The organism is Streptomyces sp. NBC_00440, assembly GCF_036014215.1.
GTDB lineage: Bacteria > Actinomycetota > Actinomycetes > Streptomycetales > Streptomycetaceae > Streptomyces.
This window is the reverse complement of the sequence record NZ_CP107921.1, coordinates 3,427,242-3,447,865: the sequence shown is the minus strand read 5'-3', so window position 1 is coordinate 3,447,865 and position 20,624 is coordinate 3,427,242. Positions and strand designations below refer to the sequence as shown.

Below are 20,624 nucleotides of genomic sequence, written 5' to 3'. Positions count from 1 at the left end.
TGGTGGAAGTCGGGCGCTGGAGGAAGGAAAGGAGGGGTGGTACGGGCCGGCCGGTGCCCAGGAAGGGGAAGGTGCGCGCCGGCCCGTACTGTCCCCGCGTCCCGCGTCCCGCGTCCCGCGTCCCGCGTCCCGCAGTCCCCGTCCCTGCCCCGCCCCTGCCCGACCGTGTCCGTCCGTGTCCTGTGCGCGGGCTGTGGAGACCCGCGTACGGGCAGGGGCGGGAGGGGCGAGAACAAGCCACCCGGCCCCGTACGTGTACCTCCGACGCCCCAAGAACAGCGCCGGGCACCCCACATGTGTTACATCGCACACCCCCATCCGCCGCCCCGTGGCAGACGCGTCCGTTCACCCGGTAGCGTGAACCGACGATTCCGTAGGTCCACATGTAGTAGGAGTCCCGGTGACGCAGAACGGACAGGGCGACGAGCCGCAGCTTCCTGCTGTGCGGCGCGCGCACGAAGGTGTCGTACTGCCGTCCGACGGGAGTGGTCCGTGGATCCCGGAAGTCGCGGGCGAGCACACGATCCCGGCAGGTGGCCAGCCGTGGGGCCAGCCCTGGGGGCCGCAGGACGGCGGGCCCCAGCCGCCCCAGCAGCAGCCTCCGCACATACCGCAGCAGCCGCACCAGCAGCAGCTTCCGCAGCCGTATCAGCAGCAGCCGCAGCAGCAGCAACCGCACCAGCAGCAGTTCCAGCAGCCCATGCCGCCGCAGCAGTTGCCGTACCAGCAGCAGCCGCCCGCGGCGCAGCCGCTGCCCCCCGCCGCGCAGCCGTCCGGGGGCGGACACCGGCTCCCGCAGCACGGCGCGCCCGCCCCGCAGGCACAGCAGTATCCGTCGCACGGGCAGCCGCAGAACCTGGCACAGCCCCCGGCGCAGATGCCGCAGCAGATGCCGCCGCAGAACTCCGTGCACCACCCCGCACACGGTGCACCCGGTTCATCGCAAACCCCTTCGTTCGCACAGCCGTTGCCCCCCGAGGCCGTTCCGGGCGCGGGCGACAGCGACGCGACGCAGTTCATCGCCCCCATCCCCGCGCAGCCCGAGAACCAGGCGGAGTCCACCCAGTACCTGGGCTACCACCAGCAGTCCGGGGCCGCCCCGGCCGCCCCCGGGTCCGACGCGGACCCCACGCAGTTCCTGCCGCCGGTCCCGCCCGCGCCCTCCGGTGCTCCGTACGGCATCAGACCCGGCGCCCCGGAGGACCGGCAGCCGCCCGCCGAGTTCGACAACCTCTTCCGTACGGACAACGCGGCCGGGCCGCAAGCTGCCGGTGAGACGCAGCAGTTGCCGCGCTTCGACTCGCAGCCCCCCTACGGCAACCCCCCGTACGGCGGCGGCGCCCCGCACAACGCCCCGCCCGGCAACGACCCGTACGGCCGGCCGCAGCAACCCGGCGCGCAGCCGCCGCAGTACGCCCCGGAGCCGGTCTCCCGGGCCGGCGCGGGGGCATCCCGGCGCAAGTCCCGTACGCCGGTCATCGCCGCTGTCGTCGTCGGCTGCGCCGTCATCGGCCTCGGCGCCGGCGCGCTGCTCAGCGGGGGCGGATCCGACAAGAAGGACGACCAGCAGCCCGCGGGCGCCACATCGACCGCCGGTTCGACGGCGCCCGAGGCGGCGAAGGCGGACCCCGCTCAGCCGCAGGCCGTGGCGCTCGACAAGCTGCTCGCCGACAGCAACAACAGCCGCTCGGCGGTGATCGCGGCGGTCGGCAGCATCCGCTCCTGCCAGAACCTGCCGAAGGCGGCGTCGGACCTGCGCGGCGCGGCCAAGCAGCGCCACGATCTGGTGACCAAGCTCGGCACGCTCTCGGTCGACAAGCTGCCGGACCACGCCAAGCTGACGTCCGCGCTGACCACGGCGTGGAACGCCTCGGCGACCGCCGACGAGCAGTACGCGGCCTGGGCCCACGCTGTCGCGGCCAACGGCAAGAAGGAGTGCAAGCACGGCCACGCCAAGCGGACTGCGGCGGCCGGCCGCGGGGACGCGGCCAGCGGCCAGGCCACCGCGGCGAAGAAGGAGGCGTCGACCTTGTGGAACGCCATCGCGGACAAGTACCACCTGACACAGCGCAGGGGCGACCAGCTCTGACGGCCGGGAGACGGCGGGAGACGGCGGGAGACGCCAGGGAGGTGGCCGGGCGGCAGCCGCAAGGCAGCCCTGCCGCCGCCCAGCTGTCTCACTCCGACCGTGACGCCTTCTCCAGCGTCGGCCCCACATCCACCGCACCCTTCCGCAGCGCCACCAGCCGCCCCCCGCGCACCACTTGGTAGGTCACCCGGTGGTTCACCAGCCGGGGGAAGTCCCGCGACGCCAGCATGTCCTGGAAGCGCCACCGCAGGGTGGGGGTGAGCCCGCCGGTCCGTACGGCGAGCCCGCCGTCGAGCGTCCGGGTCAGGTCGTCCGCCGTGATGTGGTCCTTGCCGAGCGACTCGATGACCTCCTTCAGCGCGGTGTACGCGATCCAGGTGGTCTCCACGCCGGCGTCGGCCGGATCGATCCTGTTGTCGTTGAAGGCGTACGTGTCGATCACGTCACGCATCGGCCGCCAGCGCGGATCTCCCGCCACCGGGTACCAGCCGGTGACGTACGCGCCCTCGTACGGGCCGTCCTTGCCGCCCGTGCTGTCGACCAGACCCTGCCCGACGCTGCCCAGCACCGAGGTGATCCGCACCTGCCGGCCCGGCCCCTCCGGCAGGCCGGCCCCCTCCTGCCGCCGGAACGAGTCGACGAACGTCTGCGTACGGTCACCGAGCACCGCACTCACGCACCCCGTGCCGCCGCCGTTCCCACTGCCGGAGGACAGCGCGCCCGGCGCCTCCGTCCCCGGACCCACGGCCCTGAGCGCCGCGGCGGCCTGCACGCCGTACTCACTGGCGTCCTCGGTGGTCGGGATGTCGGTCGCCGGGCCCCGGCCGCCCTCGCCGAGACCGGCGTTGAGGAGGATCGGCAGCTCGTCGCCGTCGACGGTCTCGGGCCTGACCAGCGCGACCCGTTCGCAGTCCCGGGCGAGCTGCCGCCCGCTGCCCGCGAGCAGGGCCGCCTGGCCGCCGTTGACCGGGTAGGAGAGCGCGGAGTTGAACTCCTCGCTGGAGACGCCGTATCCGCCGATGTACGGGATGCCGGCCGCTTCGAGCGGCGGCATGAACGACTGCCCGTAGACGCTGTACGAGCCGACGACCGCGACCACGCCCTCCTTGACCGCCCGCTCGGCGCAGTTCCCGGCGCCGATCAGGTCGTTGTGGTCGTTGCAGGTGAGGACGCGGAGCCGGTGGCCGTCGATACCGCCCCTGGCGTTGACCCAGCGGGCATAGGTGGCGGCCATGGCGGGCATTCCCGGCATATTGGTCGCCCGGGTGGACTCGGGGGCCCAGGTCATGACGGTGACGGTGCCCCGGGACCCGCTCTGCTCCCCGGGCAGTGACCCGCAGCCGGCGACCAGCGATGAGGAGGCCCCGACGGCTGTGCAGAGCGCGAGGACGGTGAGGGAACGTCGCCAACCGGTCATGGTCAGGAACCCTGCCGCCCCGCGGGTAACGCGGCGGTGGTGCGTCCTCAACGCTGGGTGACGGCAGGGTGAATTACGGGGGTCCGGCAGACTCCGTCCGGCGGGAACGTACGATCGAAATCGTGCAAGGTTCCCCGAACGCTTCCCGCCGCGGCCGTCGCTCCACCACCATGGACGGCATGCCGTTGACTGACATGCCGTGGTGGCGCTGGCGCGCCAATGTGCGCTCCGCGCTGCATATGCTCTCCGATCCGGCCTTCCACCAGGAGTGCTGGCTGGCGGGCCGTGCGGAGTACGGGGACATCACCGACGCCGTGTACCGGCTGGTCGAGGACACCTGGCTCGACAACTGGTCCGCCGAGAAGTACGTCGGGACGGTCTTCCGGGACTCCGGGGAGGCCGCGCTCGTGGACGTGGCCGTGCTCCGTGTGCTGCGCATCATGCACCAAGTCGGGGCAGATGCTCCCGTATCGGTCTATATGGAGCACCACGGCTGGCCGGAGGCGGTACGGGCCGCGCGCGAGGCCCATGTCCGGCTGGCGGCCGCCGACGGCGACGACCCGGATGTGGCACCGCGCACCCTGGAAGTGCTCCGCATCGTGACCAGGGCCGCCTGACCGCGGACGGTTGTGGCACCCTGCTGTCATGACCGACCAGTACGTCCTCACGCTCTCCTGCCCGGACAAACAGGGCATTGTTCATGCCGTGTCGAGCTATCTGTTCATCACGGGGTGCAACATCGAGGACAGCCAGCAGTTCGGGGACCGGGACACCGGCCTCTTCTTCATGCGGGTGCACTTCGCAGCCGAGCAGCCGGTGTCCCTGGAGAAGCTGCGCGCGAGCTTCGCCGCCGTCGGTGACGCCTTCGACATGGACTGGCAGCTGCACCGCGCCGAGGACCGGATGCGGATCGTCCTGATGGTCAGCAAGTTCGGCCACTGCCTGAACGACCTGCTCTTCCGGTCCCGTACGGGCGCGCTCCCGGTCGAGATCGCCGCCGTGGTCTCCAACCACCCGGACTTCGCCGAACTGGCCGGGTCGTACGGCATCCCCTTCCACCACATCCCGGTGACCAAGGACAACAAGGCGGCGGCCGAGGCCGAACTGCTCGACCTGGTCCGCAGGGAGAACGTCGAGCTGGTGGTGCTCGCCCGCTATATGCAGGTCATCTCCGACGACCTCTGCAAGGCGCTGAACGGCCGGATCATCAACATCCACCACTCCTTCCTGCCGAGCTTCAAGGGCGCGAAGCCGTACCACCAGGCGCACGCACGGGGCGTGAAGGTGATCGGGGCGACGGCGCACTATGTGACGGCCGACCTCGACGAGGGCCCGATCATCGAGCAGGAGGTCGAGCGGGTGGGCCACGAGGTCACCCCCGACCAGCTGGTCGCGATCGGGCGCGACGTGGAGTGCCAGGCGCTCGCGCGGGCGGTGAAGTGGCATGCGGAGCACCGGATCCTGCTGAACGGGCGCCGCACGGTGGTGTTCACGTAGGCGCTCGGGAGCGCCGTTACATCCGGCTGAGCGACGCCGCGGCGAACAGCACGTCCCGGATCGCCTCGCGGTCGCCCTCCTGTCCGGCGACCGCCTCCTCCGGCTCCACGTGCCCCGCCGCCAGCTGGCAGAACTCCACGCCGTCCAGGGCGACATGTGCCACCGTGTGGTCCGGTGAGCCCTGCACGGCCGGCGAGTCCAGTGAGATGTACCAGTCGCCGCCGCCCGCGCCCTCGATCTCCAGCCGCAGCGAACGGCCCGGCGGGCCTTCCGGCACCGGTCCGCGGGCCGTGCTCGCCAGTCCGGAGCGGCGGCGGCCCGCCAGCGTGGCGGGCAGCGTCCGGGCCGCCAGGTCGATCATGAGGTGGAGATGGGCCGAGGTCGGCGGGTCGTACGGATAGTCCACGGCGTCCGCGATGTCCCCGGCGTGCACCCAGCACTCGAAGGCCCGGTCCAGGAGTGAGTCCCGCAGCGCCAGGCTGAAATCCCCGTACGGTACGGAGATCTCCGGGACGTCCTGGCCCGCGAAGGAGACCGTACGGATCAGGGTGTGGCTCTGGTCGCGCCACGGCTCGCGGATCGTACGGCCCGGGGGAGCGGCGAGCGCCCGCCAGTACTGCCGGGTGCGCTCCGTGGGGGAGGACGGCGGCTCGCTGCCCAGGATGCCGTCCAGCCCGTCGTCGAGGCCGAGCGCGGTCGAGACCAGGCCGTCGACGGTCAGCAGATGCCCGATGACGCCGGCGACGGTCGTCCGCTGGGAGGTGGCGTGCTCCTCCTCGTACCACTTCAGCCGTACCGGGGCGTGCCACTCGGCGTGGCCGAAGTCGTTCAGCAGGGAGTCCAGCCTGGCGGTCTCCGCGTCGTACGGCGCCGCCCACTCCGGGACCGGGATCCGGGCCGGCCTGCGGCCCAGGCAGCCCTGGAGGACCCGGGACCGCAGCAGCGGGTCCAGGTCGAGGTTCCGCTCGGTGTGCAGGAGCGCCACGGCGTCCCGCAGCCGCAGCGCCTCGTCCGCACAGGGCGCGCAGTCGGTGAGGTGGTCCTCGACCGCCTCGGTCTCCTCGGGGGAGCAGGCCGACAGCGCCCAGGCGCCGAGCAGCGACTTCAGGACCTTGTGCGAGAGCTTCACCGGCGGCGCCGGAAGGAAGGCCAGGTCGTCGGCGGCCTCGCGCGGTCCCGGTATCCGCGCCGGAAAGTCCTCATCGGGGCAGCCGGCCGGCTCCCCGGCGGCCCCCGTCACAGGGCACGGCCGTATCCGGGCGGAGAGGCCCCTTCGGCGGGCCGGGTGTTGGCCGTGGAGAGCAGCTGGAGCCCGAGCCGGAGCCGCCGCCGGGCCTCGTCCTCGGTGACTCCGAGGTCGGCCGCGGTCTGCCGGTAGTCCCTGCGCTGGAAGTACGCGAGCTCCAGCGCGGCGCGCAGCGGTGCGGGCATGGAGGTCACGATGTAGTCGGCGCGGGCGGCCGCCGATGCCTTGCGCACCTTCTGCTCCAGCTCTTCCGTCTCCTCCGTGGTGGATTCACCCCGGGCGGCGAGGGACGCCGTCTCGGCCTGGCGCAGCCGCTTGACGGCCTGGCGGTGGGCGAGTGTGGCCACCCAGGACCGCATGGAACCGTGCTTCGGCTCGTACTCCTCCGGGTTCTCCCAGACGTGCACGAAGACCTCACGGGTGATGCGGTCGGCCGCGTCGTCGTCGTCCAGCACCCGGTGGGCCAGGCTGTGCACGAGGGAGGCGAACCGGTCGTACAGCTCGCCGAGCGCGGCTGCCTCACCCCGCGCGAGCCGCTGCTGCATCCTGCGGTCCCAGCGGGGTGGTGCGTCCTTCGGCATGAGTCCCCCAAACATCTGCCCCTCGTACCTTTCGACAGTAACCGCAGGGCCTGCCGAGTGCGCCTGTTTGCACCAAGTGCGGTCGCGGAGGGGTTGGGGGTGGTAGAGCGGTGCCAGGTCCGGCGCTCGGTTCGGCGCCAGGTCCGGCGCTCGGTTCGGCGCCAGGTCCGGCGCTCGGTTCGGCGCCAGGTCCGGCGCTCGGTTCGGCACTTGGCTTCACGCTGCTGATCCGGCCGATGTGATCTCTGATCTGATCTTTTCTGTGCGAAATCGTCCGGGTGTTTATGGTGGGGACGGTGTTTCATGAGGGATCGCTGGGGCAGCCGCCCGTGTGGAACGCAAACTTCCGGATCTTCCGGACCGGCAGACCGACAGCGGAGAGGTCCAGTCCCGTGATGCTGAACGTGATCGAAGCCGAACGCGGTGCATGGCTCGTCTTGCGCATATCGGGCGAAATGGACCTGGTGAGTTCCCCCGAGGTCCGGCAGCGGGTCCATGACGCGGTGGCTGTCGGCTGTCACGACGTGGTGCTCGACCTGTCGGACGTGGTGTTCTGCGATTCGAGCGGAGTCGGCGTCCTGATCGCGGCCCGCAGACTGATGCGCTCCTGCCAGGGCCGGCTGCGGCTGATCCTGCCGGGCAGCGGCGGAGTGGAAGGCATGTCGGGCCAGGGCGGCGCCGCACACGTGAACAAGGTGCTGGCAGCGCTGGGCGTCCGGCGGCTCTTCGAGGTGTACGCGGACGTGTACGACGCCACGGCGGACGACGCGCAGCCGATCTCGGCCTAGGTCCTGTCCCCTCAGCCGTACAACTCCCGCAGCTTGTACTTGAGTACCTTCCGCAGCGCGTCGTTGCGCGGCAGGGCGTCCACCACCTCCAGCTGTTCCGGCAGCTTGTGTACGGAGAGGCCCTCGCCGCGCAGGAACGCCGACATGGCGGCCGGCGTGAGGTCGTCGGTGCCGGGCCGCCGCTCGATCACCGCGCACACCCGCTCGCCGCGCTCCTGGTCCGGGAGGCCGATGACCGCGGCGTCGGCGACCGCCGGATGCTGGTGCAGCAGGTCCTCGATCTCCTTGGCCGAAATGTTCTCGCCCTTGCGGATGATGATGTCCTTCATCCGCCCGGTCAGCACCAGATGGCCGGTCTCCCTGAGGTGGCCGACATCGCCGGTGACCAGGAAGCCCTCGGCGTCGAAGACGCCCGCCGCCTGGCCCGGGTCCGCGTACCCCTGGCAGACCGCCTCGCCGCGCAGCCGCACCTCGCCGTCGACCCCTGCGGGCACCGGCTTGCCCTCCGGGTCCACGATGCGGATCTCCATCCCGGCCGGTGGACGGCCCTCCGTGGTGGCGAGGTTCTCGGCCGTGTCGTCGGGGGCGCCCATGGTGATCATGGGAACTTCGGTCATGCCGTAGCCATGGGTGAGCTGGACGCCCATCTCCCGTACCACCGCGTGGTAGATCTCCGGCGGCTTCGGCGCACCGCCGCCGGCCAGCAGCCGCAGGGTGGGGACCAGCCGCTGTCCCGGCGTCTTGCGCTGCTCGGTGAGGAACATCGAGTAGAACGCGGTGGAGCCGCCCGCGACCGTCACCCCGTGCCTGCGGTACTCGGGCAGCGCCGTGTCCATCGCGAAGTGCTCGAACAGCACGGCCGGGAAGCCGTACAGGAGCAGCATCACCGTGTAGTCCGGGCCGCCGATGTGCGCGAAGGGGAAGGCCATCGAGCCGATATCGTCCGCCGTGAGGTGCAGGGCGTGGGCCAGGCAGGAGCCGCCCGCGATCAGTGAACGGTCGGTGTGCAGCACGCCCTTGGGGTCGGACGTGGTGCCGGACGTCCAGTAGATCCACCGGACCGCCGTGCCGTCGGCGGGCGGCGGCGGGAGTACGGCGGGATCGCCGTCCGGGAGCGTTCCGTACGCCTCGAACACGCCCCGGGCGCCCAGCCGTTCGGCCATGGCCGTGTGGTCATGGCCGCGCCAGGTGCCCGGTACGGCGAAGAAGTCCGCCCGGGACTCGCGCAGCGCGAAGCCGACCTCGCGGTCCCGGTAGAACGGGATCACCGGCGACTGGACGGCGCCGAGCCTGGCCAGGGCGAACGAGAGCAGCACCGTCTCGATCCGGGTCGGCAGCTGCCAGGCGACCACGCTGCCCGGCCGCACCCCCATCCCGTACAGACCGGCGGCGACGCGCTCGGCGCCGTCCCGCAGCTCTCCGAAGGTCAGGGTGCGGTCGCCCTGGAGCAGCACGGGCCGGTCCGGGGTCAGTCCGGCGCGGCGGTCGACCAGCTCCCACAGCGTGCGGGATGCGCCCAGTGCGTGTGCGGTCTCGTCCATGCCCCGAACTCCCTCATGCTCACGAGTGAGCTGTAGTCGGCGGGTGGTGGCTGACGTACCTGACGGATAGTCAGATCGTGTCGAGAGCGTAGAGCCCAGCGCCTTGTCGGTCCAGAGGGTCGGGGCTAGCCTGGATTCTGACGGCCCATCAGATGTGCGTCGGATGCCTGTTCTGCCGGACATCGGGCCACCGGACAGCCGGAAGGGACACCCTGATGGACCTCAGGTACACGGAGGACGAGGAGGTCTTCCGCGGGCAGTTGAAGGAGTGGCTCGCGAAGGCCCTCCCGGCGCTGCCGCCCGCGCCGGACCCGCTGGACTGGCCGGGACGGCGCGCGTACGACACCGCGTGGCAGCGGATGCTGTACGAGGCCGGGTACGCGGGGCTGCACTGGCCGGCCGACGCGGGCGGGCGCGGCGCCACCCCCACCCAGCACCTGATCTTCCTGGAGGAGACGGAGCGGGCCGGGGCACCGTACGTCGGGGCGAACTTCGTCGGGCTGCTGCACGCGGGCCCGACCATCGCCGCCGAGGGGACGGCGGAGCAGCGGGCGCGCTGGCTGCCGCCGGTGCTGCGCGGGGACGAGATCTGGTGCCAGGGGTTCAGCGAGCCCGGCGCCGGTTCGGACCTGGCGTCGCTGCGGACCAGGGCCGTACGGGACGGCGATCACTATGTGGTCAGCGGATCCAAGATCTGGACCTCGCACGCCGAGGTCGCCGACTGGTGCGAGCTGCTCGTCCGTACGGAACCGGTCAGCGACACGGTGCCCAAACACCGCGGGATCACCTGGCTCGCGATGCGGATGGACGCCCCGGGTGTGACCGTACGGCCGCTGCGGACGCTCGCCGGGTCCACCGAGTTCGCCGAGATGTTCCTCGACGACGTACGGATCCCGGTCACCGACCGGGTCGGCGCCGAGAACGACGGCTGGCGCGTCACGATGGTCACCCTCTCCTTCGAGCGCGGCACCGCCTTCGTCGGCGAGGTCGTCGCCTGCCGCCGCACCCTGGGCGAACTGGCCCGTACGGCACGGGACAACGGCCGTTGGGACGCCGACCCGGCGCTGCGCCGCAGACTGGGCCGGCTCGGCGCCGAGTTCGCCGCGCTGTGGCGGCTCACCCAGTGGAACGTGAGCGAGTCGCAGGGCGGGAGCAGCGGGGACAGCGGGAGCGGCGGAGGCCGGGGCGGTTTCGGGGTGCCGGGGATCGGCGGTTCGGTCTTCAAGCTCCGCTACTCGCAGGCCCGCCAGGAGCTGTACGAGACGGCCGCCGATGTGCTGGGCCCCGACGCCCTCGACCTCGCGCATCCCTGGAACCAGGACCGGCTGTCCTCCCTCTCGTACACGATCGCCGCGGGCACCTCGCAGATTCAGCAGAACATCGTCGCCGAGCGGATCCTCGGCCTCCCCAAGGAGCGCTGATGGAGTTCCGGCTCACCGAAGACCAACTGGCCCTGCGTACCGGCTTCCGCGCCCTGCTGGACGGCCGCTTCGGCCGGGACGAGCTGCGGGCCGCCGTGGAGCGGCCCGTCATCGACCGCGCCCTGTGGCGGGAGCTGGGCGACGCCGGGCTCTTCTCGCTCCGGCTGCCCGAGGCGGACGGCGGGGTGGGGCTCGGGCTGCCCGAGGCCGTTCTCGTCTTCGAGGAGGCGGGGCGGGCGCTGCTGCCGGGCCCGCTGGTCGCCACGCATCTCGCGGCGGGCACGGTGCCGGGCGCCGACACCGGGCGGACCGTCGTCGCGGCATCGGACGGGGCGCTGGTCGAGTGGCTGGCGGAGGCCGACGAGGTGGTGGGCGAGGCCGGCGACGCCCGCCCCGTACGGTCGGTGGACCCGCTGACACCGCTGCACCGGGTGTCCGGCGAACGCGCCGACCGCCCCGCCGCCGCCCTGCTCACGGCGGCTCTCCAGCTCGGCAGCGCGGCGCGCACCACCGAACTGGCCGTCCAGTACGCGAAGGAGCGGGAGCAGTTCGGCCGGCCGATCGGAGCCTTCCAGGCCGTCAAGCACCTCTGCGCCCGGATGCTCGTACGGACCGAGCTCGCCAGGGTCGCGGTGTACGCGGCGGCGGTGACCTCCGGGGCAGGGGACGGCGTGAGGGCGCCGGATACCGATGTCGCGGGGGCCAAGCTGCTCGCCGACGACGCGGCCGTCCGTAACGCCCGGGACTGTATCCAGGTACACGGCGGCATGGGATTCACCTGGGAGTCAGATGTTCATCTTCATCTGAAACGGGCCTGGGTGAGGGCCGGCCAGTGGATCACCGAGGCCGAGGCCGAAGAGCTGATCGCCGCCGCGCTGTGAGAGCTGCTGCGCGGCCTGCCGCTGGGGTCACCGGGGTGTCACCGAGCGTTGATACCTGGTTGTGTCCTTCGACAGGGCCGTCACGGGCCGGAGTCGGCGTCGCGCTCCGGTACGCTCCGTGAGATGCGAATGACCGTGTTGCGCGGATGCCCCGTTGGCACCTCTGAGGTGGTAGCGGGCCGGGGAATGCGCGCCGTTCGCACCGTACGTGGGTGCGAGAGGCGCCTTCGTTCGACTGTCCGCAGCAGGCGTCGCACAGTATGCACCACGCCTACTCCTTCGCGCTGGAATATGCCTGAAGCGCTTGTTGCGGTGACTGTACGTCAACCATGCTGTCTCTCAAGGGAATCACGTTCCGTGACCCCTGAGAGGCGCTAGGCGATGTTCCCCCGGTGCTTGGAAAGCCCTGGGGGGTACCCCCGGCCGGTTCGGATGGTGTGAGCGGTGCAGGTGCTTCAGGTTCAGCTGGAGGTCGGACCCGATCCCGCGGAGGTGGGGCGGGCCCGCAGATGGGCGCGGTCCAGGCTCGTGGGATCCGGGATAAGGGTTGACGAACCACTCGCCGAGACGCTGATTCTGCTGATCTCGGAACTGGTGACCAACGCCGTGGTGCACACCGGGTGTCCGGCGGTGCTGCGGATGCTGTTCGGCCCGTCCGACGACGCCGGCACGGTCCGGGTGGAGGTGGCCGACACCAGCGCCTGCCCGCCCCGGCCCCGGCACGCGGAGGGCGAGGACACCAACGGCCGTGGTCTCGAACTGGTTGACGGGCTCGCCGACCGTTGGGGCTGGCAGCCCGAGGGGCACGGCAAGTCCATCTGGTGCGAGGTCGACAGGGGTGCGTGTCCGGCCGATCAGGGCGGGTGCGAGGCCGGACTGGGGGCGTGCGAGGGCGATGCGGGTGTGCGCGAGACGGACCGGGGCGTGCGCCAGAGGGAACGGGGTGTGCGCGAGATCGCCGGAAGTGCGCCGGAGCGCATGGAGGTTGTTCGCGAGACCGGGGCATATGACCCCTCGCGCGCCGTCACATTTCGGGTGTAACTCGCAAAGCCCTGCCCTGGTGTTGACGCGGAGTGGTGACCTGATCACTCTTGCAGGAGCGGTCCACCTGTCGGGGGACGGGGTGCCGAGGATGCCGGGGGGTGTGGGGGCTCGGATCTCGGTGCGTACGGATCGCGTTCGGCGCCGGCCTCTCTCGGGCAGGGAGGGGCGGGCGCCCAGGCCGTTCCGGGTGGCGGCTGCCGTGACGCCGCCACCCGGAACTCAGGCCCTGGCCCGGCGGGGTGGCCGGGCGGGCGAGCGGGCTCGGTTCAGAGAAGCGCCACCGGTGCGACCGGTGCCCCCGTGCCGCCCGTGAAGGGCTCGGGGGTCGCGGAGAGCAGGAAGCTGTACCGGTCCGCTTCCGCGCAGGCTGTGGACAACTCTTCGAGATTCCAGTTCTGCCCCTGCGGCATCCCCATCTCGACCAGATGCAGGGCGTGTACGGGCATCCACAGATCCTCGTTCTCGGGCGGGAAGATCTCGAAGGTCACCGTGTCGTTGGCGACCGCCGCCACATCCCTGGCGTGGAACCACTCCGGGGTGCGGATCGAGAGCCCGGGTGACGGATAGGTGTAGCCGTTCCGGTCGCCGCTGAGGTACACCTGGATCTGCCCGGTCCGTACGAGCACGATGTCCCCGGCGCGCACCTCCGTCCCCGCGAGTTCCTGTGCCGCCTCCAGGTCCTCCGGCGTCACCGCCCGGTCGCTCTCCAGTCGGTCCACGCCCCTGGCGCGCGCCACGTCGAGCAGCACCCCCCGCGACACGATGTGCCGCACCGTGCCGATCCCGCTGAACTCCGCTCCGCCGTGGGCCGTGATCGAATCCGCCGGGCGGCCGTTGTAGAGCTTCCCGGAGTGCGACGCGTGGGTGAGCGCGTCCCAGTGGGTGCCCGTCTGCAGGCTCATGGTCACGATGTCGTCGCTGGTGGCCACCGTGCCCGGACCGAAGAGCTCCTGGTTGATCTGCACCATCGCGTGCAGCGGATTCACCCGCCCCGGGATCATCCCGGTCTGTACGCCGTCCTGTTTCAGGGCTATCGCCAGCGGGATGCGGCGGCCGCTCCGCACCGTCGCCGCGGCCTCCCGTACGACCTCGTCGGTGATGAGGTTCAGGGTGCCGATCTCGTCGTCGGCGCCCCAGCGGCCCCAGTTGTTCACGCGTGTGGCGATGTCGTGGAATGCGGCCGGCAGTGACATCGGGCCCTCCGGGGGTCTTGTGCTCGGCTGTCTGACTACCCGTAAAATCTAACGGACCGTCAGAAACCGCGGGAAGGGGCCGGACATGGGGAACTTCTTGGCAGGCAAAGTCATCGCTGTGACAGGTGCGGGGCGTGGCATCGGCAGGGCGGTCGCCCTCGCGGCCGCGGCCGAGGGCGCCCGGGTCGTCGTCAACGACTACGGCGTACCCATCGAAGGCGGTGAACCGGAGAGCGAAGTCGCGGCGTCCGTCGTCAAGGAGATCGTCGCGGCGGGCGGCCAGGCGGTCGCGGTCGCCGACGACATCTCGACGATGGCGGGCGGACAGCGGATCGTCGATGTCGCGCTGGCGCAGTACGGGCGGATCGACGGGGTCGTCTGCGTCGCCGGGATCCTCCGGGAGCGGATGCTCTTCAACATGTCCGAGGAGGAGTGGGACCCGGTGGTCGCCACCCATCTGAAGGGCACCTTCACCGTCTTCCGGGCGGCGTCGGCCGTGATGCGCAAACAGGGCAGCGGCACACTGATCGGCTTCACCAGCGGCAACCACCAGGGCAGCGTCGCGCAGGCCAACTACAGCGCGGCCAAGGGCGGCATCATCTCGCTGGTGCGCAGCGCCGCGCTCGGCCTCAACAAGTACGGCGTGACGGCGAACGCGGTGGCCCCGGTGGCCAGGACCCGGATGTCGGCGAACGTTCCCATGGAGCTGAAGGAGATCGGCGAACCGGAGGACGTGGCCGCGCTCGTCACGTACCTGCTCTCCGACCGCGCCCGCGCGGAGAAGATCACCGGCCAGGTGTACACGATCGCGGGCCCGAAGATCGCGGTCTGGGCCCAGCCGAGGGAGCTGCGCGCCGGGTACGCGGAGGGCGCGGCGTGGACACCCGAGCGGATCGCCGACTTCCTGCCGGGGACGGTGGGGGTCGACCCGATGCCGATGCTCGCGCAGCTGGAGGCGATGGCGCGGGCGGCGGCGGCCAAGGAGCGGCCCAATGGGTGACGGCCGGTGGGTAGTTGGCGCCGCCCGTCCCGGCCCCGGTTCTCGGGTGGCCGCCCGTCCCGGCCCCGTCCCTCACGCAGGGGAGGCGCGGCGTGGACTTCTCCCCCGGGCCTGACGACGCCGCGTTCCGGGCCGAGGCGCGGGACTGGCTGGCGGAGCACTTCACCGGCGAGTTCGCCACCGCCGGAGCCACCGGCGGCCCCGGCAGCGAACACGAGGGCGCGGAGCTGCGCCGGGCCTGGGAGCGGGAGCTGGGCAGCGGCGGCTGGATCGGCATCGGCTGGCAGGGCGACTTCGGCAACCGCCGGGCCACCCTGACCCAGCAGGTCGTCTGGGCCGAGGAGTACGCGGCGGCCCGCGCCCCCGGCCGGGTCGGCCACATCGGCGAGAACCTCCTCGCGCCCACCCTCATCGCCTTCGGCGACGACGAGCAGCAGGCCCGCTTCCTGCCGCCGATCGCGCGCGGCGAAGCGCTCTGGTGCCAGGGGTACAGCGAGCCGGGCGCCGGCTCCGACCTGGCGGCGGTGCGTACCGCCGCCGTGCGCGAAAGCGACGGCACGTACCGCGTCACCGGCCAGAAGATCTGGACCTCGCTGGCGAAGGAGGCCGACTGGTGCTTCGTGCTGGCCCGTACGGAGCCGGGCACGCGCGGCCACCACGGGCTGTCCTTCCTGCTGGTCCCGATGGACCAGCCGGGCCGGATCGACGTACGGCCGATCCGGCAGATGTCGGGCACCAGCGAGTTCAACGAGGTCTTCTTCGACGGCGCGCGGGCGGAGTGCGTGGTCGGCGGCGAAGGCAACGGCTGGCAGGTCGCCATGGGCCTGCTCGCCCTGGAGCGCGGGGTGTCGACGCTGGTCCAGCAGATCTGCTTCGCAAGGGAGTTGAAGGAGGTCGTGAACGCGGCGGTCGCGTCGGGCGCCACCGGCGACCCGGTGCTGCGCGACCGGCTGGTACGCCAGTGGGCCGAGCTGCGCACCATGCGGTGGAACGCGCTGCGCACCCTGGGGCGTACGGACGACGCGGGCGCCCCGAGCGTCGCCAAACTGCTCTGGGGCGGCTGGCACCAGCGGCTCGGAGAGCTGGCGGTGCAGGTGCGCGGGGCGGGCGGCGCCGTCGGGCCTTCCGGCTGGACGCCCGGGAGTCCGTACGAACTCGACGCACAGCAGCGGCAGTTCCTGTTCAGCCGGGCCGACACGATCTACGGCGGCTCCGACGAGATCCAGCGCACCATCATCGCCGAGCGGGTGCTCGGCCTACCGAGGGAGCCGAGATGAGGGGTGTCGTCTTCGACGGCAAGCAGGCCCAGGTGGTCGACGACCTGGAGATACGTGATCCGGGACCGGGCGAGGTCCTGGTGGACGTCGCGGCGGCCGGTCTCTGCCACAGCGACCTGTCGGTGATCGACGGGACGATTCCGTTCCCCGTCCCGGTGGTGCTCGGCCACGAGGGCGCGGGTGTGGTCGAGGCAGTGGGGGCGGGGGTGAAGCATGTGGCCCCGGGTGACCATGTGGCGCTCTCCACGCTCGCCAACTGCGGGGCGTGCGCCGACTGCGACCGTGGCAGGCCCACCATGTGCCGCAAGGCGATCGGGATGCCGGGCCGGCCGTTCTCACGGGGCGGGAATCCGCTCTACCAGTTCGCGTCCAACTCGGCATTCGCCGAACGCACTGTCGTCAAGGCGGTGCAGGCCGTGAAGATCCCCGCCGGCATCCCGCTCACCTCGGCTGCGCTGATCGGGTGCGGGGTGCTGACGGGGGTCGGAGCGGTACTGAACCGGGCGAAGGTCGACCGCGGCGACTCGGTGGTCGTCATCGGCACCGGCGGTATCGGCCTCAACGTCCTGCAAGGCGCGCGGATCGCCGGTGCGGCGGTGATCGTGGCGGTGGACGCGAATCCGGAGAAGGAGGCGGTGGCCCGGCAGTTCGGGGCGACCCACTTCCTCACGTCGGCGGAGGGCGTCCGGGACATCCTCCCGAAGGGCGCCGACCACGCCTTCGAGTGCGTGGGCCGGGTGGAGCTGATCCGCCAGGCCATCGACCTCCTGGACCGCCACGGCCAGGCCGTCCTGCTGGGCACCCCGCCCGCGACGGCGGAGGCGTCGTTCCTGGTGTCGTCGATGTTCCTGGACAAGTCCATCCTGGGCTGCCGGTACGGGGCTTCGCGGCCGCAACGGGACATTCCGCTGTACGCGGGGCTGTACGAGCGGGGGGCGCTGCTGCTGGACGAACTGGTGACGCGGACGTATCCGGTGGAGGACTTCGCGGGGGCGGTGGCCGATGCGGAAGGGGGGAAGGTGGCGCGGGGGGTGCTGACGTTCTGAACGGTGACGCACCGTTCCACGGGGCTCCGCCGGAGTGCTGGGCGGAGCCCCCGCGAACGGTCAGCCGTCCTCGACCGGCGCGCGCAGCGTCCGTACCTGGGGCGACAGCAGCGCCCCGAACGTGGCCAGCACCGTAGCCCCCGCGCACCCCGCGAGCGCGGCCCTGGTGCCCACGGCCGCCGCGATCGGCCCCGCCACCAGGAGTCCCAGCGGCGCCAGGGCGAGGGAGCCGAACCAGTCGTAGGAGCTGACCCGGGACAGGACCGCCTCGGGGATCTCCCGCTGCATCGTGGTCTCCCAGAGCGCCCCGAACACATCGGTGGACAGGCCCGAGCAGAACATCGCCAGGCAGATCACCCAGACCGGCGCATGGGCGGCGAGCAGCGCCATCGGCACCGCCACCGGGAAGATCGCGACCACGGCGACGAGAAGGGGGCGCCGCACCCGGATCCGTACCGCGAAGGACGCCCCGGCGACCGTGCCCACCGCCTGCGCGGCGACGATCGCGGACCAGGCACCGGCCCCGCCGAGGTGCTCCTTCGCCTCCAGCGGTCCGAGCACCCCGGACGTCGAGGCGACCGCGGCCACCATGACCGCTGCCTGGCAGACCACGGCCCACAGCCACTGCCGGGAGATGAACTCCTTCCAGCCATCGCGGAGATCGGCCCAGCCGGATGACGCGGCCCGCACAGCTGTCGTCAGCCGCAGCCCCCTGATGAGACCCGCGCTCACCACGAAGGACGCGGCGTTCAGGGCGAGCGCCCAGCCCGCGCCGAACGTCGCGACGGTCACGCCGGAGAGCGCGAGCCCGAGCACCATCGAACCGTTCATACCGACTCGCAGCAGGGCGTTGGCCTGCTGGAACTGCGCGGCGGGGACGATCTGCGGGACGACGCCCGACATCGCAGGGGCGAACAGCGCGCTGGCTGTTCCGGCCACCACAGCCAGCAGGCACATCGCCGTCAGCGGCGCGTGCCCGGTGAGCACCATCGCGGCGAGACCCCCGTACGCGGCGGCCCCCAGACAGTCCGAGATCATCATCAGCCGGGAGCGGGACATCCGGTCGGCGATCACTCCGCCGACCAGGATGAGCACCAGCTGCGGCAGCGCCTGGCAGGCGAGCACCAGCGACAGCCGCCCGGGGGTGGCGCCCGGCAGCGACAGCACCGCGAACGCCAGCGCCACCCGGGCGAAGCCGTTGCCCAGGACCGAGATGGTCCGTGCGGACGCGAGCAGCACGAACCGCCGGTCGCGCCAGAGCGACGGCAGCGGTGCGGCCCCGGGCGGGGCGGCCGGAGGGCCGGGCGTGGGTACGGGCGTGGGTCCGGTTCCGGAGCCGGCGCCGGTGCCGGTATCGGAACCGGCTCCGGAGTCCGACCGGGTGGGGGCCGGGATCGTGCCGGAACCAGCCGCGCCGGAGGCCGGGACGCCGACAGCGCCGGAGACCGCGGCAGCGGCAGCGACCGGGCCCGCGGGGGATTCGGCAGCGGAGCCCGCGGGGGGTCCCGAAGCCGCGCCGGCAGCCGAACCCGCAGGGGGCCCCGAAGCCGCGCCCGCCGGAGACTGCGCGGTCGGGTCCGCGGTGGTTCTGGAAGGGTCAGAGGGAAGCGCCATGGGCGGTCACCTTACGAGAGCCGGGCGGCCGGGGCGGCCCTTCCCGCTGCCCATTCGGGCCAACTTTCCCTCTCGTACGGAGCAGTCGCGATCCGGCCGGAATTCAGCTGGCCGCCACCGTCCGGATCCCGTACAAGCCAGCTGCCCCAAGGGCTCTGGCGCTTCCCGGCGCTGACGGTCCGACGCTTTCGGCAACTGTCATGCGCACGATGCGTGGCGTTCAGCCCCACGGCCACCTCGCCCTGTGAACCTCAAGCGCGACAAGAGACCCCATAGGAGCCAGGGAGTCAATCCGTATGTCCGCAGACGACGCAGCACGCTCCGCTCTCACCGGCCGCCGCAGGTTCCTCGCAGGATCGGCCGCCGCGCTCGGCGTGGCCGCCGCCGCCCAGCTTCCGCTCTCCGGCAGCGCGTCCGCCGCAACGCCCGCCCCGGCCCGCACCGCCGTGTTCACCGGATCCGCCGCGGCCCCGAAACTTCCTGCCGGACTCTTCAGACTCGGCGTCGGATCGGGCGATCCGCTGCCCGACGCGGTCGTGCTGTGGACCCGCCTCGCACCCGACCCGCTGAATGGCGGGGGTATGCCCGACGCCCCCGTCACCGTCGAGTGGCAGGTCGCCGACGACGCGAAGTTCACCAAAATCGTCCGGAGCGGCACCGAGCAGGCCGTGCCCGCACTGGCCCACAGCGTGCACGCCGACGCCAAGGGCCTGCAGCCCGGCCGCAAGTACTGGTACCGCTTCCGCTGCGATGGCCAGATCTCGCCCGTCGGCCGCACCCACACCGCGCCGTCGCCGCTCTCGGCCGGCGGCACCCTCCGTATCGCGCTCGCCTCCTGCCAGAACTGGCAGCACGGCTATTTCACCCCGTACGCCGACATGCGCGCGCAGGACCCCGACCTGGTCCTCTTCGTCGGCGACTACATCTACGAGTCCGCTCCGGCGGCCGGCTCTGTACGGCTCCACACCGGCCACGACGAGCCGTACACACTGGACGAGTACCGCAACCGCTACGCCCAGTACCGCACCGACCCGGACCTCCAGGCCATGCAGGCGTACGCGCCCTGGGTGGTGACCTTCGACGACCACGAGGTCGACAACGACTTCGCGGGTGAGGTGCCGCAGGACCCGGCGAAGCAGTCGCACACCGCGTTCGTCGCCCGGTTGACCGCCGCGTACCAGGCGTACTACGAGCACATGCCGGTCCGGGCCACGGCGGTGCCGCACGGCCCGCACATCCAGATGTACCGGCGCTTCGACTACGGCGGGCTCGTCCGGCTGAACGTCCTGGACACCCGCCAGTTCCGCACCGATCAGGCGGCGACGCAGGCGGGCGCCGAGGACCCGTCCCGCACGATGCTGGGCGCGGCCCAGAAGGAGTGGCTGCTGAAGGGGCTGACCCGGTCACCGGCCCGCTGGAACGTCATCGCCTCCCAGATCATGATGGCCGAGACCGATCTCATGCCCGGCAAGGGCAAGCTCTGGTACTACGACGCGTGGGACGGCTACCAGGTCGAACGGAACGCGCTCATGCGGCAGTTCCAGTCCGTGCGCAACCCGCTGGTGCTCTCCGGTGACCGCCATCTGACGATGATCAGTGACCTGAAGAAGGACTTCGCCGATCCGAAGTCCGCCGTGGTGGGGGCGGAGTTCGTGGGTACGTCGATCTCCAGCAACGGGGACCAGGACCAGACCGTGTTCCACGAGCAGTGGGACCCGCTGAAGAAGGACAACCCGCACTGGAAGGTCATCGACGCGCACCGCGGCTACCACCTCTTCGACATCGGGGAGTCGTCGGTGGACGCCCAGGTCCGGGTGGTGGACACGGTCCTCAGCAAGAAGGCGAAGGCCAGCACGCTCGCCCGGCTCCAAGTGCGGTCGGAGCGGCCGGGGGTGCAGGTGGTGAGTTAGGGCCTTTCGTTCGGATCAGGCCGGATCAGGGAGCGGGGGCGATGTCCGGTGGCGCGCGGGGCCGTCCGGTCCGCCCCGG

At 71.8% G+C, this 20,624-nt stretch carries 17 protein-coding genes; 11 read left to right on the top strand and 6 right to left on the bottom strand.

Annotation, left to right across the window (positions count from 1 at the left end):
* Positions 1 to 400 precede the first annotated feature (400 nt).
* Complete coding sequence (locus OHB13_RS15370) at positions 401 to 2,089, top strand: hypothetical protein (RefSeq protein ID WP_328377489.1); 1,689 nt, start codon at positions 401 to 403, stop codon at positions 2,087 to 2,089.
* An 88-nt stretch (positions 2,090 to 2,177) separates the two neighbouring features.
* Here OHB13_RS15370 and OHB13_RS15365 read toward each other — a convergent pair whose 3' ends face one another.
* Complete coding sequence (locus OHB13_RS15365; RefSeq protein ID WP_328377488.1) at positions 2,178 to 3,506, bottom strand: ABC transporter substrate-binding protein; 1,329 nt, start codon at positions 3,504 to 3,506, stop codon at positions 2,178 to 2,180.
* A 170-nt stretch (positions 3,507 to 3,676) separates the two neighbouring features.
* Here OHB13_RS15365 and OHB13_RS15360 point away from each other — a divergent pair, with 170 nt between their 5' ends.
* On the top strand, positions 3,677 to 4,123 hold the full coding sequence (locus OHB13_RS15360) for an SCO4402 family protein (protein WP_266860982.1): 447 nt from the start codon (positions 3,677 to 3,679) through the stop codon (positions 4,121 to 4,123).
* A gap of 28 nt (positions 4,124 to 4,151) precedes the next feature.
* On the top strand, positions 4,152 to 5,003 hold the full coding sequence (gene purU, locus OHB13_RS15355) for a formyltetrahydrofolate deformylase (RefSeq protein WP_266855799.1): 852 nt from the start codon (positions 4,152 to 4,154) through the stop codon (positions 5,001 to 5,003).
* Positions 5,004 to 5,019: 16 nt separating this feature from the next.
* Here purU and OHB13_RS15350 read toward each other — a convergent pair whose 3' ends face one another.
* Together OHB13_RS15350 and OHB13_RS15345 are read right to left on the bottom strand one after the other, a co-directional pair.
* A complete protein-coding gene (locus OHB13_RS15350) occupies positions 5,020 to 6,243 on the bottom strand; it encodes a zf-HC2 domain-containing protein (protein ID WP_401602336.1) in 1,224 nt (407 codons plus the stop codon).
* The gene (locus OHB13_RS15345; RefSeq protein ID WP_266855801.1) at positions 6,240 to 6,830 is read right to left on the bottom strand and encodes a sigma-70 family RNA polymerase sigma factor; all 591 of its coding nucleotides are present in this window, start codon (positions 6,828 to 6,830) and stop codon (positions 6,240 to 6,242) included. The genes OHB13_RS15350 and OHB13_RS15345 overlap by 4 nt, the downstream gene beginning before the upstream one ends.
* A gap of 392 nt (positions 6,831 to 7,222) precedes the next feature.
* On the opposite strand from OHB13_RS15345, the gene OHB13_RS15340 reads away from it, so the two are divergent.
* Positions 7,223 to 7,618, top strand: a complete 396-nt coding sequence (locus OHB13_RS15340; protein ID WP_443062945.1) for an STAS domain-containing protein — start codon at positions 7,223 to 7,225, stop codon at positions 7,616 to 7,618.
* An 11-nt stretch (positions 7,619 to 7,629) separates the two neighbouring features.
* On the opposite strand, the gene OHB13_RS15335 is transcribed toward OHB13_RS15340, so the two are convergent.
* Positions 7,630 to 9,159, bottom strand: coding sequence for a class I adenylate-forming enzyme family protein (locus OHB13_RS15335; protein WP_328377486.1), 1,530 nt, complete (start codon positions 9,157 to 9,159; stop codon positions 7,630 to 7,632).
* A 215-nt stretch (positions 9,160 to 9,374) separates the two neighbouring features.
* Here OHB13_RS15335 and OHB13_RS15330 point away from each other — a divergent pair, with 215 nt between their 5' ends.
* The 3 genes from OHB13_RS15330 to OHB13_RS15320 all read left to right on the top strand — a co-directional run bounded on the left by OHB13_RS15330 (position 9,375) and on the right by OHB13_RS15320 (position 12,502).
* On the top strand, positions 9,375 to 10,580 hold the full coding sequence (locus OHB13_RS15330; protein ID WP_328377485.1) for an acyl-CoA dehydrogenase family protein: 1,206 nt from the start codon (positions 9,375 to 9,377) through the stop codon (positions 10,578 to 10,580).
* Positions 10,580 to 11,461 carry an acyl-CoA dehydrogenase family protein gene (locus OHB13_RS15325; RefSeq protein ID WP_328377484.1) on the top strand — a complete coding sequence of 294 codons (882 nt, stop codon included), beginning with the start codon at positions 10,580 to 10,582 and terminating at the stop codon, positions 11,459 to 11,461. The genes OHB13_RS15330 and OHB13_RS15325 overlap by 1 nt, the downstream gene beginning before the upstream one ends.
* 444 nt (positions 11,462 to 11,905) lie before the next feature.
* Positions 11,906 to 12,502, top strand: coding sequence for an ATP-binding protein (locus OHB13_RS15320; protein ID WP_266855811.1), 597 nt, complete (start codon positions 11,906 to 11,908; stop codon positions 12,500 to 12,502).
* Positions 12,503 to 12,771: 269 nt separating this feature from the next.
* On the opposite strand, the gene OHB13_RS15315 is transcribed toward OHB13_RS15320, so the two are convergent.
* On the bottom strand, positions 12,772 to 13,698 hold the full coding sequence (locus tag OHB13_RS15315) for a cyclase family protein (protein ID WP_266855813.1): 927 nt from the start codon (positions 13,696 to 13,698) through the stop codon (positions 12,772 to 12,774).
* Between the two features lie 85 nt (positions 13,699 to 13,783).
* On the opposite strand from OHB13_RS15315, the gene OHB13_RS15310 reads away from it, so the two are divergent.
* The 3 genes from OHB13_RS15310 (at position 13,784) to OHB13_RS15300 (ending at position 17,021) form a co-directional block, all read left to right on the top strand.
* The gene (locus tag OHB13_RS15310; RefSeq protein ID WP_266855815.1) at positions 13,784 to 14,698 is read left to right on the top strand and encodes an SDR family oxidoreductase; all 915 of its coding nucleotides are present in this window, start codon (positions 13,784 to 13,786) and stop codon (positions 14,696 to 14,698) included.
* Positions 14,699 to 14,790: 92 nt separating this feature from the next.
* Positions 14,791 to 15,975, top strand: a complete 1,185-nt coding sequence (locus tag OHB13_RS15305; RefSeq protein WP_328377483.1) for an acyl-CoA dehydrogenase family protein — start codon at positions 14,791 to 14,793, stop codon at positions 15,973 to 15,975.
* Positions 15,972 to 17,021 carry a Zn-dependent alcohol dehydrogenase gene (locus OHB13_RS15300; protein WP_266855819.1) on the top strand — a complete coding sequence of 350 codons (1,050 nt, stop codon included), beginning with the start codon at positions 15,972 to 15,974 and terminating at the stop codon, positions 17,019 to 17,021. The genes OHB13_RS15305 and OHB13_RS15300 overlap by 4 nt, the downstream gene beginning before the upstream one ends.
* Positions 17,022 to 17,081: 60 nt before the next feature.
* Here OHB13_RS15300 and OHB13_RS15295 read toward each other — a convergent pair whose 3' ends face one another.
* A complete protein-coding gene (locus OHB13_RS15295) occupies positions 17,082 to 18,635 on the bottom strand; it encodes an MFS transporter (RefSeq protein WP_328377482.1) in 1,554 nt (517 codons plus the stop codon).
* Positions 18,636 to 18,931: 296 nt separating this feature from the next.
* Between OHB13_RS15295 and OHB13_RS15290 the strand changes: the two genes are divergently transcribed.
* On the top strand, positions 18,932 to 20,545 hold the full coding sequence (locus tag OHB13_RS15290; RefSeq protein ID WP_328377481.1) for an alkaline phosphatase D family protein: 1,614 nt from the start codon (positions 18,932 to 18,934) through the stop codon (positions 20,543 to 20,545).
* Positions 20,546 to 20,624: the final 79 nt, after the last annotated feature.